Source organism: Sulfurospirillum sp. MES (assembly GCF_000789415.1).
GTDB classification, from domain to species: domain Bacteria; phylum Campylobacterota; class Campylobacteria; order Campylobacterales; family Sulfurospirillaceae; genus Sulfurospirillum; species Sulfurospirillum cavolei.
This window is the reverse complement of record NZ_JSEC01000001.1, coordinates 472,434-484,083: the sequence shown is the minus strand read 5'-3', so window position 1 is coordinate 484,083 and position 11,650 is coordinate 472,434. Positions and strand designations below refer to the sequence as shown.

General features: G+C 44.8%; 13 protein-coding genes. 3 read left to right on the top strand and 10 right to left on the bottom strand.

The window, feature by feature from the left end:
• Positions 1-15: 15 nt before the first annotated feature.
• The 7 genes from OA34_RS02480 to OA34_RS02450 all read right to left on the bottom strand — a co-directional run bounded on the left by OA34_RS02480 (position 16) and on the right by OA34_RS02450 (position 5,138).
• Complete coding sequence (locus tag OA34_RS02480) at positions 16-633, bottom strand: TPM domain-containing protein (protein ID WP_039672233.1); 618 nt, start codon at positions 631-633, stop codon at positions 16-18.
• Positions 633-1,478: a TPM domain-containing protein gene (locus tag OA34_RS02475; protein ID WP_039672232.1), complete on the bottom strand. Its 846-nt coding sequence runs from the start codon at positions 1,476-1,478 to the stop codon at positions 633-635. Before OA34_RS02475 ends, OA34_RS02480 begins: the two co-directional genes overlap by 1 nt.
• 9 nt (positions 1,479-1,487) lie before the next feature.
• Positions 1,488-2,078 carry a LemA family protein gene (locus tag OA34_RS02470; protein WP_039672231.1) on the bottom strand — a complete coding sequence of 197 codons (591 nt, stop codon included), beginning with the start codon at positions 2,076-2,078 and terminating at the stop codon, positions 1,488-1,490.
• A gap of 261 nt (positions 2,079-2,339) precedes the next feature.
• On the bottom strand, positions 2,340-2,672 hold the full coding sequence (locus tag OA34_RS02465) for a DUF5615 family PIN-like protein (protein WP_039672230.1): 333 nt from the start codon (positions 2,670-2,672) through the stop codon (positions 2,340-2,342).
• Positions 2,665-2,889 carry a DUF433 domain-containing protein gene (locus OA34_RS02460; RefSeq protein ID WP_025343787.1) on the bottom strand — a complete coding sequence of 75 codons (225 nt, stop codon included), beginning with the start codon at positions 2,887-2,889 and terminating at the stop codon, positions 2,665-2,667. The genes OA34_RS02465 and OA34_RS02460 overlap by 8 nt, the downstream gene beginning before the upstream one ends.
• A gap of 143 nt (positions 2,890-3,032) precedes the next feature.
• The gene (hcp, locus tag OA34_RS02455; RefSeq protein ID WP_039672229.1) at positions 3,033-4,364 is read right to left on the bottom strand and encodes a hydroxylamine reductase; all 1,332 of its coding nucleotides are present in this window, start codon (positions 4,362-4,364) and stop codon (positions 3,033-3,035) included.
• Positions 4,365-4,451: 87 nt separating this feature from the next.
• On the bottom strand, positions 4,452-5,138 hold the full coding sequence (locus OA34_RS02450) for a di-trans,poly-cis-decaprenylcistransferase (protein ID WP_039672228.1): 687 nt from the start codon (positions 5,136-5,138) through the stop codon (positions 4,452-4,454).
• 227 nt (positions 5,139-5,365) lie between these two features.
• Here OA34_RS02450 and rho point away from each other — a divergent pair, with 227 nt between their 5' ends.
• The 3 genes from rho to OA34_RS02435 are packed head-to-tail and all read left to right on the top strand — an operon-like array spanning position 5,366 to position 8,933.
• Entirely contained in the window at positions 5,366-6,739 is a 1,374-nt protein-coding gene (gene rho, locus OA34_RS02445) for a transcription termination factor Rho (RefSeq protein ID WP_039672227.1), read from the top strand.
• 20 nt (positions 6,740-6,759) lie between these two features.
• Positions 6,760-8,433: a DNA polymerase III subunit gamma/tau gene (locus tag OA34_RS02440; RefSeq protein ID WP_286682810.1), complete on the top strand. Its 1,674-nt coding sequence runs from the start codon at positions 6,760-6,762 to the stop codon at positions 8,431-8,433.
• A gap of 2 nt (positions 8,434-8,435) precedes the next feature.
• Positions 8,436-8,933, top strand: a complete 498-nt coding sequence (locus OA34_RS02435) for an asparaginase domain-containing protein (RefSeq protein WP_039672225.1) — start codon at positions 8,436-8,438, stop codon at positions 8,931-8,933.
• Here the strand turns inward: OA34_RS02435 and OA34_RS02430 are convergent.
• Genes OA34_RS02430 through OA34_RS02420 form a run of 3 tightly spaced genes read right to left on the bottom strand, consistent with a single transcriptional unit; the run spans position 8,930 to position 11,415 of the window.
• Positions 8,930-9,679, bottom strand: coding sequence for an EI24 domain-containing protein (locus tag OA34_RS02430; protein ID WP_039672224.1), 750 nt, complete (start codon positions 9,677-9,679; stop codon positions 8,930-8,932). The two genes, OA34_RS02435 and OA34_RS02430, sit on opposite strands and share 4 nt — an antisense overlap.
• 4 nt (positions 9,680-9,683) lie before the next feature.
• Positions 9,684-11,075 (bottom strand): DUF945 family protein, encoded by a 1,392-nt coding sequence (locus OA34_RS02425; protein ID WP_039672223.1) that lies wholly within the window; start codon positions 11,073-11,075, stop codon positions 9,684-9,686.
• A 13-nt stretch (positions 11,076-11,088) separates the two neighbouring features.
• Positions 11,089-11,415: a hypothetical protein gene (locus OA34_RS02420; protein ID WP_039672222.1), complete on the bottom strand. Its 327-nt coding sequence runs from the start codon at positions 11,413-11,415 to the stop codon at positions 11,089-11,091.
• Between the last annotated feature and the right edge of the window lie 235 nt (positions 11,416-11,650).

The window sequence follows — 11,650 nt, the reverse complement described above, 5'->3', positions numbered from 1 at the left end:
TTACATGTAAAGCCGCTAAACTTCGATCAAACCATTGGTGAGTTCATTTGTGTCGTGCGTTTCGATGGGAAAATGCTGTGTCAAAAGAGCGCCGATTTCGCGAATCGCTTGAAGGTAGCCCTCTTCAAATCTGCCATTTTTGACGTTGACCACAAACGCATCGATCGTACTTTGCCAAAGCGCATTGTCAATTTTAGCGCTGATCGCACTGTCTGCGATAATCTCAATGGCATGTTCATACAGGCTCACAAAAACCATCACCGCTTGGTAGTTGCTTGTTTTTTGAAGCCCTAAAAGGCTAAATGTCTCATACGCTTTGAGTTTTGCCGCCTTCGTCAAAATGCTTTTTGGCAGTAGAAAATGGAGCACATGAGGTATCTGTAAGAGCAAAAGTAACAGCATAAAGCTAAGCAGTTGGATCTCAAAAATGCTTTTAGCTTCCATATCGGGAGCGAAAAACAACACGCCAAAAGGGACCAAAAGCGACATAAGGCTGGTGATCAACAAGGCAATGTAGAGATAATCACCGCTTTTTTGCGTCACAACCGCGACCAACTCACCGGAGGTTTTCTGCTCCATCTCAAAAATCGCTTTTTCAATTTTCTGTTTTGTTTCATGACTGATCTGATTCATTACCAACTCCCACTTGCACCGCCGCCGCCAAAGCTTCCGCCGCCGCCGCTAAATCCGCCAAAGCCTCCGCTTGAGGAACTTCCACTACTACTTCCCCAAGAGCTTGTTGTACCACCGCTACCCAAAGAGCCTCCAAAATAAGTCAACACAAAAACGACAAAGGCAATGAATACACTAAAGCTTAAGAGCGCAAAGATAAACCAACTTAACACGCCTGCAACCAGCCCAAGAAATAAAGAAGGAACCACTTTTTTTTGCTCTGTTTGACGGGAATGAAAAAATGCATTAAAGATGAAAAATAGAAAAAATAAAATCGGAACAACAAAGGATTGCTGTGCGCTTTTGTGTGCTGATTTATCGGCTTTATACTCACCTTTAATCGCACTGATAATCGCATTTACCCCTTTACTAGCGCCTTCAAAATAGTTTTTTGCTTTAAAAGCAGGAAGGATGGTATTTTGGATGATGCTATGAGCAATGGCATCGGGAAGTGCGCCTTCAAGCCCATACCCAACCTCGATGCGCACTTTACGCTCATTGGGCGCGATGATGAGTAAGACGCCGTTATTGCGCTCTTTGGTTCCAATGCCCCACGCCCGTCCAAGCTGATACCCAAAATCGGCAATATCATACCCTTGAAGCGAAGCGAGCGTCACTACCACGATTTGGTTTGTTGTTGCACTCTCATGCGCGGATAGCGTGTTCTCCAACGTTGCTTTTTGTGCTTGGCTAAACAGTCCAGCCTCATCCACAATTCTTGCGTGATTAAGGGAAGGAAACGTGATGGCGCCCAAAAGTGCCGATACACAAAGCATCCCTAAAATGATGCTTTTAAAAAGTTTCATGACTATCCCTTAAAAAGAGACTTTAGGTGCTACTGTTTCCGTTGCTGTCGCAGTAAAATTCTGTTTGACCTGTGCATCAGGATAGAAGATAGAGGCTATCCATCTGCCCGGAATCGTTCTAAGTTCAAGATTGTAATTTTTTACCGCTTCGATGTAGTCACGTCTGGCAACGGCGATGCGATTTTCAGTGCCTTCGAGTTGCGCTTGAAGACTCAAAAAGTTTTGGTTGGCTTTGAGGTCGGGATAGCGCTCTGAAACCGCCATGAGGCGAGAAAGGGCGCTACTAAGCCCATCTTGCGCCGCTTGATACGCTTTAAATGCTTGTGGGTTGTTTAAGACTTCTGGTGTTAAGGTGATCTGCCCTACTTTAGCCCTCGCTTCCGTCACTTGGGTCAATACCTCTTTTTCATGATCGGCATAGCCCTTGACCGTAGCCACAAGATTGGGGATCAGGTCGCTTCTTCGCTTGTACTGGTTATCCACCGCGGATGCCGCTGCGATAACGGTTTCATCAAGTTTAGGGACATTATTGATTTTTGGAGCTATGACCACAACCGCAAGGATGACTAATACAGCAAGTGCAATTAAAACGTTTCTCATTTATCCACCTTTATTTGATTTTGGCTCTATTATAATACTTTGTCGTTAATCTTATCTTGATAGATTTTGAGATTCTTTACATGTAAAGAAATTAAGAGACAAAACATTTGGGAAGCCTCTCTCTCGAAATTTCCTCATCTTTACATGTAAACTCTGTGCAGGTTATTTAAGCAGTAATTTTTTCCGCGTCAGATGTCGCTTCATCGGTCAAATGTAAGATAAGAGAAAAAGAGGGCAAGCGACTTTTTTATCTTCTTTATTTCATATCTCCAAAATAGCACTCACATTATCGTCTAAAAATTCGACGATGCTCTCATAATTCTCTCGCAATATCGTAGCGATAGCATCCACTTTACAATTGCCAAGTTTGATCCAGATAATTTTTGGAGGAATCCCTCGGTAAATTGCCAAATCGTTAAAATCAGAATCTTTGGTGACGATGGCAAAACCGTGGATTTTTGCATATCGCCACACTTCCAAGTCGGTGGACTCGTCAAGGTTTTTAAGCATTACATGTAAAGAGTTGGGAAAGATGTCCGCTATTTTTGACAATACACGATGGGAGATGTTATTGTCAAAAAGAAGTTTATGCACTGAGTTTTGCTGTAAGTGTTTTATGTTCTCTATCGGCAGCATACGCAAGGGCGGCTAAAATATCTTCTTTTGTGAGCTTTGGAAAGTCTTCTAAAATTTCATCGTAACTCATACCGTTTGCGAGCATGTTAAGTACATCATAAACTGTAATTCGTAAATTTCTAATACAAGGCTTACCGCTTCGTTTCGATGATTTAATGGTAACTGTTGTGCTCATCCTATGCTCCTTATTGATCTTTAATAAGTCCATTTTAGCATATTTTTTCAAAGCTTTTTCTTCTTTACATGTAAAGAAAGATGAAGGAGCTAGAAGTTTGGAAAAGCTTCTCTCGAAGCTTCCCCATCTTTACATGTAAAGATTTACGCAGGTTTTTTAATCAATAATTTCTCAGTGTCAGATGGCGCGTCATCGGTCAAATGCAAGTTAAAGTTCTCTTGCAAGAAGGCGAAGATGTCGTCATTGACAAATTGTGGTGGTTTTGGTCCGAGGTAGATGTTTTTGATGCCAAGGCTAAAGAGTCCTAGAAGGATCAGAACTGCTTTTTGCTCCATCCAGCTAAGTACGATAGAGACTGGTAAGTCATGTACAGTCACACCAAGTGCGCCAGCAAGAGCAAGTGCGATGTGAACAGCACCGTTGCTGTCGTTGCATTGACCAAGGTCTAGGTAACGAGGAATGCCAGTGTCTGCAACCGTTCCAAAGTCGATGTCGTTAAATCTAAATTTACCGCAACTTGAGGTCAAAATCACACAGTCATTGGGGAGGCTCTCTGCCATTTTTCGGTAGTATTCGCCGCCACTTCCTGGAGCGTCACAACCTGCGATAACGAAGAACTGGCTGATTTTGCCTGCTTGAACTGCTTCAAGAATTTGAGGCGCAAGACCAAGGATGGTTTTATAGTGGTGACCTGTTACGAGTGTCTCTTCACTGTCAAATCCTGTTACATCAGGCAAAGAAAGCGTTTGAGCGATGACTTCGCTAAAGTCGTTATTGTGAATTTTTTTGCCCTCTTTGATGCCGACGATGTCGTATGTGTAGAGTCTATCAATATAGGTTGAGTTTGATTTTGGAGGAACGATACAGTTGGTGTTCACGATGATGGTTCCACCCCATTGCTCAAAGAGTTTGGTTTGGTCAAACCATGATTTACCGATGTTACCCTTAAGATGCGTGTATTTGCGAAGTTCAGGGTAACCGTGCGCTGGGATCATCTCAGAGTGGGTGTAGATGTTGATGCCTTTTCCCTCTGTTTGTTTGAGAAGCTCTAAAAGCATGTCAAGGTTGTGACCGCTTACTAAGATGCCTTTGCCCTCAGCCTTGTTTTGAGAAATGCTCACAGGCGTTGGAACGCCAAGGTGAGAGGTGTGTGCATCACTTAGGATGTCCATCATTTTAACACCAGCAGAGCCGATTTTCATAAGTTGAGCGATGTGGTCGTCAAAGTTGAAGTTGACATTAGTGAGGGTGAAGTAAAGGGTTTGAGCGATGACGTCATCGACCTCTTTGGTGTCAGCACCAAATTCATTGGCGTGTGTTCTATAGGCACTCAGACCTTTAAGACCGTAAATCATGATGTCTTGAAGTTTCGCCAAGTTGGCATCTTTGCCACACGTTCCCATATCTTGACCTTTAGAACCACAGCCACCGATAGCACTCATAGAGCATTGATCACATAACATGTTTAAAGACATATTTTATCCTCTTTCAAAAATTTTCAGCATCTTAGCAAGAGGTTATGTTTATGTCATTGATTGATCTCAATCAAGACTTTTGAGGAATTATTGTTCGATGACGCCGCCGAAACGCCTTTCGGTATGTTGGTATTCCGAAACGACGGTTTCGAGCTCTCCGACCGAAAAGTCCGGCCACAGCGTTTTACTGAAAAAAAGCTCTGCGTACGCCGCTTGCCACAATAAAAAATTTGAAAGCCTGCAATCGCCGCCCGTGCGAATGAGCAGATCCACAGGTGGCATACCCGCCGTATCCAAGCATGCTTCAAGGCTCTCTTTGCTCACGTCGCTTCTTACATGTAAGAGTTTGGAAACGGCACGAACGATCTCGTCTTGCGCACCGTAATTAATCGCCAAAACTTGTGTCAAGCCCGTACAATGCGCGGTTTTCTCTTTAGCGTAGGCAATCTCTTTTTGTAACGTCGCAGAAAATCGGCTCATATCGCCGATGACGTCGAAACGGATATTGTGTTCTAAAAGCGTGGGAATTTCACTGTGCAAATACTTGGAGAGTAGCTTCATCAAAATACCGACTTCCGCTTTGGGGCGATTCCAGTTTTCGGTGCTAAACGCGTAGAGGGTAAGGTATTTGATGCCCATTTTTGCGGCATATTTGGTAATTTCGCGAACCTTTTTAGCCCCTTCTTTATGGCCAAACGAACGCTCTTTTCCCTGACGCTTTGCCCATCTTCCGTTACCGTCCATGATAATCGCTAAATGCACTAAATCATTCATTTTTTTACTTCTTTTTACCCAAAATGATAAGCGCCATTCTATCTTTTTTCTCTTTAGCCCACCTTGACAAATCTTGCCACTTTGACTAAAATTACGCCATCGCTACTTTTTAGATTTCTCACAAAGTAGTCTCATAAAAATCGACTCAAGCAACTCTATTTTTGGGCATCTACCCTACCAGAGACTCTAGCTTCATGAACGATCAAACTAACAACAAAGAAGGCACAATGAGCGGAACGACTCCCTCCCAAGCGACGACGCAACCCCAACCTTGCGCAAATCAGGCGCCAACCAACGGACAAGCAAAACCGACGTACTATAACAAATCACGCACCCACGTTCCCGTTGACGGCTATAAAATCGAAAGCTTACGAACCACGCCTTTAGAAAAACTTCTTGAAATTGCTACCGAACTGGGCATCGAAAATCCCAATGAACTCAAACGCCAAGATTTGATGTTTGAGATTTTAAAATCTCAAGTCAACCAAGGCGGATTTATTCTTTTTACGGGTATCTTAGAGATCGCAGGCGAGGGATACGGCTTTTTGCGTGCGATGGACGCCAACTTTTCCGATAGCGCAAACGACGCTTACGTCAGCAGTACGCAAGTTAAAAAATTTGCCCTCCGAACGGGCGACATCGTTACCGGACAAGTCAGACCGCCCAAAGATCAAGAGCGTTACTACGCGCTTTTAAAAATCGAAGCGATCAACTATCTCCCGATGACGGAGAGCAAAAAACGTCCTCTTTTTGAAAACCTCACACCGCTTTACCCCACCGAAAAAATCAAACTCGAATACGATCCGATGAAAATTACCGGACGCGTACTCGATCTTTTTACCCCGATCGGTAAAGGTCAGCGCGGCCTGATCGTCGCACCTCCTAGAAGCGGTAAAACCGAATTGATGAAAGAGCTCGCACACGGTATCGCACGCAATCATCCCGAGTCCGAACTCATCGTTTTACTCGTCGACGAGCGTCCCGAAGAGGTCACCGATATGCAACGTTGCGTTCAAGGCGAAGTCTATAGCTCAACCTTTGATATGCCCGCTTCCAATCACGTACGCGTCGCCAACCTCGTTATCGAAAAAGCCAAACGTCGCGTCGAGATGGGCAAAGACGTTATCATCTTGCTGGACTCGATCACCAGACTTGCTCGTGCGTACAACACCGTCACGCCTTCCAGCGGTAAAGTTTTGAGCGGCGGCGTTGACGCCAATGCCCTTCACAAACCCAAACGCTTTTTCGGCGCGGCAAGAAACATCGAAGACGGCGGTAGTTTGACCATTATCTCCACCGCGCTGATCGAAACGGGAAGCCGCATGGATGAAGTTATCTTTGAAGAATTCAAAGGTACGGGTAACAGCGAGATCGTTTTAGATCGCAATATTTCCGATCGTCGTATCTATCCGGCGATTAACATTATGAAATCGGGAACGCGTAAAGAAGAGCTTCTTTTAAGCCCCGACACGCTTCAAAAAGTATGGGCGCTTCGCAGTGCGATCAACCAAATGGACGACGTGGAAGCCCTCAAATTCCTTTACGCCAAGATGCTCAAAACCAAAGACAACGAAGAGCTTTTATCGATCATGAATGAATAATTTTTTACAAAGGTAGCGTCGTGTCACAAGTACTTGCCCTCAAATATCGCCCCTCTTCGTTTGACAAGTTGATCGGCCAAGAAGCGATCGCACAGACGCTCTCTTTAGCCCTCAATCAAGATAGGCTTTCACACGCCTACCTTTTCTCGGGACTTCGCGGAAGCGGTAAAACCTCGACCGCGCGCATTTTTGCCAAAGCCTTGGTGTGCGAAAACGGCCCGACTTCGACGCCGTGTGAAACCTGCGAACACTGCCTCAGCGCGAACGAAAACCGTCACATCGATATTATTGAAATGGACGCGGCTTCTAACCGCGGCATCGACGACATACGCGAGCTCATCGAAAGCACCAAGTACAAACCCTCAAGCGCACGTTTCAAGATTTTCATCATCGATGAAGTTCACATGTTAACCACGCAAGCGTTCAATGCGCTCTTAAAAACCTTGGAAGAGCCCCCAAGTTACGTCAAATTTATTTTGGCGACGACCGATCCTTTAAAACTCCCCGCAACGATCTTATCGCGTGTGCAACACTTTCGTTTTAAGCAAATCAAACAAAGCGACGTCGTCAACCACCTCTGCCATATTCTCAACCTTGAAAACATTGAGTACGAAAAAGAGGCTCTCGAGATGATTTCACGTGCCGGAAACGGTTCGCTGCGCGACACGTTGACCCTACTCGATCAAGCGATTATCTTTTCAAAAGGCTACATTACGCCCGAAAACGTGGCTTCGATGCTCGGACTTTTAGATCCCAAGCAACTCGACATCTTGTTTACGGCGATTTTAAACCGTAACAAACTCGAACTCTTGGCAATGATTAAAGAGTTGGAGAGCTATGAGTGCGAAGTGGTTCTCGACGAATTGATCGCCTATTTGAAAAACGCTTTTTTCGAACAAGATCGACGCTTTTCGACCCTTTTGTACGAACGTTTTTTCAAAATTCTTAGCGAAGCCAAAAGCCTTCTTTACATCAATGCCGACAACGGCTTCGTGCTTTCGTTGGTGTTGTTTAAAATGGTCGAGGCTACCAACATTAAAACCATCGAAGAGATGATCGACTCGTTGGAAAAAGAGAAGTTTCGTTTGCCCGCCGCTACAACGGAGTCATCGGAGCAGCATGAAGACGTACCTCTTAAAGAGACTCCAAAAGAGACAGAGCCTACCGGCGTTCAAGATCACGGCGTTACCGATGCGCAACTGTATGCGCGTTTATGCGAAAAACTACTCGATCGCAACGTCGAACTCGGCGAATGTTTTCAAAAATATATTCGTTTCGAGCGTTTTCAAGATCACGTCTTAACGCTCAATTCCAGCGCTAAAGACGAATCCGCAAAAATTTTAAAACACAACTCGGCAATTATCCGACATTTCGTCCAAGACGTTTTCGGCTTTGAAAGCCAAATCAAAATCGTTAAAACCGATGCTCCCGCAACGCAAATTGCCGCACCCGCACCTTTGACACATGAACCCTCGGCGATGCTCGAGGATCTGCCTTTAGAAGACGACAGCAACTATTCGATGATCGAAAATACGACGTTTGAAGGTGCGCCGCAAAGCGAAAGTTGTGCAACGGGAGCGATGATGAGCATGCAAAAAGAGTTGGATGCTACGGAAATTTTAAATACGCCGTTCGTACAAAAAGCGACCGATCTTTTTGTGGCGCAAAAAATTCAAATTCGTCAAAAAGTTTAACCATGGAAAAAATACTTATCATCAACACGGGCGGAACGTTTAACAAACGCTACAATCCGCTCAAAGGCGAGCTCGAAGTTCCCAAAGACGGTGTCGCACCCGAAGCGATTTTACGCTACTGCTACAATACCGCTTACGAACTCGTCAACATCATTCATAAAGACAGCCTCGAGATGAACGATGAGGATCGAGCTTTACTGCTTCAAACCGTTCAAGCCTCTTCCCATCGTAAAGTCATTATCCTTCACGGTACCGACACGATGGACGTCAGCGCGGCTTTTCTTGCCTTACATGTCAAAGATAAAATCGTAACGTTGACCGGAGCGATGGTTCCTTTTCACATCGATACCGTCGAAGCAACCGCTAATTTTGCGATGGTTTTAGGCGATATTATGTGTAATAATCAGGCGGGAATTTACATCGGTATGCACGGTCGCGTCGCACCCTATAACCTACTTTATAAAAATCGACAAAAAGGTATTTTCGAGCCCGTTCGTTAAAGGGCTCTGATCTCTTGGGTTTTTTGAAATAGAAAATGGCTCATCACGATCACGTAGTAAGGATAGATTAACACGCCAAATACCGGAATCAACGTTAAAGCGAAGCACACCAAAGAGATTCCGCGCATCGAAGCGGCATAACGACCTTTCAAGCGTAAATACTCCTCTTTTGAATTCAGTAACGACGATACGTCAAGAACCAAAAGTTTATGAAACATGTAAAAAACGGGAACGAGCAGGATAAAATTAAAAACGGGGATCAACGCCAGAGGCAACAAAAGGATTAACAAGACTCCCGTAATCAAAAGCGTTTTGGCGACAAATCCCAAATACGAAAATAATGCCATGGCTCTCATGTGAACGTTCGGGTAGTAGGTCTTCCCGATCTCTTGGATAAAGTATCCCGCGAACAATCCGACGATGATAGAATAAACCATCAAAAACAGATAGTACACCACCAACATCGATGTGATAAAAAAAAGAATGCCGACGACGGTTTTCGTGATAACAAAAAGCGAAATAAGGCTAAAAAGCCACGTTTGTTCGAAATTGCCCTCAAAGCCTTGAAGCCACTCGCCGAGCCAAACGCTTAACGCGCCGATACCGCCGAAACTCAGCCAAATCATCGCGATGAAAAAAAGAAGGGTTAAGACAAACGAGAGAAGCGACACAAGAAGAACCCTTGGAGAAAGCGTATCTCCAAGAGCCAAAGTAAAACTGTTTAAGAGCGAACGTTGCGGTTGCATCGTTTTATTGGATCGCCTGATCGTTAACGCTTAAAACGCCTTTTTTAAAGGCAATGTCGTACACGAAAAAATCACCCTCGGCTTTACCTAGCGCAAAATCCGAAGGCGCGGTTAGGTTCAGAGCTTCCAACGTCGTGCGATCGTCTTTATGCAACTTAAACTTAGCACTCACGTCCAAAAGCGTCACGGCGGAAAGAGGGTTGTTATTGGCGTCAAAGTCGTTTTGAGGAATTTGCAACGTCGAAGTGAGCGTCACGTCTTTAAGGGCAAGAACACCGCGCATATTTTTAAGTCCGACGTTAAAGTCCAATTTTAGTCCGTGACGGATCAATTCGCTTACGTCGCCGACTAAAGCCTGCTCACCGCCGCCTTGAGGTGCTAGCATCAGCCGATTGTAATCGTTTTGAAGCTTTTTAATCGTTGCGGCATCGACGCCTTTTAAGGCAAGCGTCGCATTGAGCGTTTCCAGCGAAACCGACTCTGCGTTGGAAGCAGCGTTAAGCCCGTTTAAAGCGTATTCGGCTTTGGCGTTCCATTGCTTGTTGCTTTCTTCCGCACTGCTCATAATTTTCATCCCGCCAAGCGACATGTTAAGAGTGCTGTAAGGCTCTTTGATCGAAAGCAGGTAACTGCCCAACGAGAAGTCGCCTTTGTTGTTAAGATCGTCTTTATAATCAAACGTATAGCGAAGATTTTCTAAACGACTTTGCAGCGTCAAATCGGATGCATTCACGCCGAATAGTTGTTTTTGAATACCCAAAACCCCTTGCATGACGCCGGCGCGCTCATGAAGCGTCAGCGCATTGCCGGAGGTGTCGATTTGCACCGTTCCCTCTTTCATCGCCAACTCTTCTTTGATGTCTTTCATCGCAAACGATTTGAGACGTTCGTCGCTTCCAAAAATCATCGTAAACGCCAACGCGCCTTTATCGACGATCGGATTGAGCACTTTGGCAACGTCCGGATTTTGAGACAAAGACTCTTGAGCCGAGCGAGGCAATTTCGCTAAGGCTAAAGAGACGGTTACGTCGCTTGGCAAAAGATGCGAACAAACGACTTCGCCTTTAAAACTCAAACCGTCCAGTACCTCGCGAATATCCGCATCGTCTTCTTGCGTCAAACCTTGCGCCAAAATAGCGTATTGCGGATTTTTCGCAACCAACGTGTCGAGTATAAAATCACGCACTTTAGCGGCATCGTCGATTTCAAGAGTGAACGTACGCGTACCGTTTACGTAACCGTTTTTTGAGAGCATCTCCTGTTTAAAACCGTGTCCTTCGAGAAAGCGTTTTGTCTCATCGAGCTTTGCGTCCACGCGCGAAGAGATGTAAAGAGGCGTTAGCGCGAGTGCCGCGATGACAACGCCTCCACCGATAAGGTATTTTGTACTCGACATAAAGTGCCTTTATTTAGGATTTATAACCTATCACGTAATAGGTATTTTTGTTAGGAACTTTTTCCACCGTAATTTTGTACTTGGCCGACCATTTCAAGATCATATCGTTGACTTCTTCGATCATTTCGCTACTGGGTGCTTCGTTTTTAATTTTAAAATAATCTTTGTTGCTGGAAAGCGCTACAAAACCGTGGTATGCCTTGAGTGCGTCATGCAGAGCAATGAGGTGTTTTTCAACGTTTTCGAATCCTACGGTATGAGCGATCACGCGATCCAATTGCGCTTCGGTACTTGGGGTTAACCCGTATCCAAGTTGCGTTAAAATAGCCTGTTTATGCATCGTTTCTCCTTATAAATTGGGTTGTTTTTATCTTTATCACGCCTTTGAAGCAAAGCTCCAAAGACTACGTTAACACTGGGTTTTGCCAGACGCAATGCCCAGCGCACCTTCGGTGCTTTTTTATCTTTATCACGCCTTTAGAGCTAAGCTCTAAAAGCTACGTTAACACTGGGTTCTCTTTGGCAGAGTGCCCACGCACCTTCGGTGCTTTTACTTCTTGCAAAATTGATTGCGC

What these genes read in the sequence shown, in the direction of transcription:
- OA34_RS02480 (WP_039672233.1), bottom strand. Translation starts at nt 633, where the DNA reads ATGAATCAGATCAGTCATGAAACAAAACAGAAAATTGAAAAAGCGATT.
- OA34_RS02475 (WP_039672232.1), bottom strand. Translation starts at nt 1,478, where the DNA reads ATGAAACTTTTTAAAAGCATCATTTTAGGGATGCTTTGTGTATCGGCA.
- OA34_RS02470 (WP_039672231.1), bottom strand. Translation starts at nt 2,078, where the DNA reads ATGAGAAACGTTTTAATTGCACTTGCTGTATTAGTCATCCTTGCGGTT.
- OA34_RS02460 (WP_025343787.1), bottom strand. Translation starts at nt 2,889, where the DNA reads ATGAGCACAACAGTTACCATTAAATCATCGAAACGAAGCGGTAAGCCT.
- hcp (WP_039672229.1), bottom strand. Translation starts at nt 4,364, where the DNA reads ATGTCTTTAAACATGTTATGTGATCAATGCTCTATGAGTGCTATCGGT.
- OA34_RS02450 (WP_039672228.1), bottom strand. Translation starts at nt 5,138, where the DNA reads ATGAATGATTTAGTGCATTTAGCGATTATCATGGACGGTAACGGAAGA.
- rho (WP_039672227.1), top strand. Translation starts at nt 5,366, where the DNA reads ATGAGCGGAACGACTCCCTCCCAAGCGACGACGCAACCCCAACCTTGC.
- OA34_RS02435 (WP_039672225.1), top strand. Translation starts at nt 8,436, where the DNA reads ATGGAAAAAATACTTATCATCAACACGGGCGGAACGTTTAACAAACGC.
- OA34_RS02430 (WP_039672224.1), bottom strand. Translation starts at nt 9,679, where the DNA reads ATGCAACCGCAACGTTCGCTCTTAAACAGTTTTACTTTGGCTCTTGGA.
- OA34_RS02425 (WP_039672223.1), bottom strand. Translation starts at nt 11,075, where the DNA reads ATGTCGAGTACAAAATACCTTATCGGTGGAGGCGTTGTCATCGCGGCA.
- OA34_RS02420 (WP_039672222.1), bottom strand. Translation starts at nt 11,415, where the DNA reads ATGCATAAACAGGCTATTTTAACGCAACTTGGATACGGGTTAACCCCA.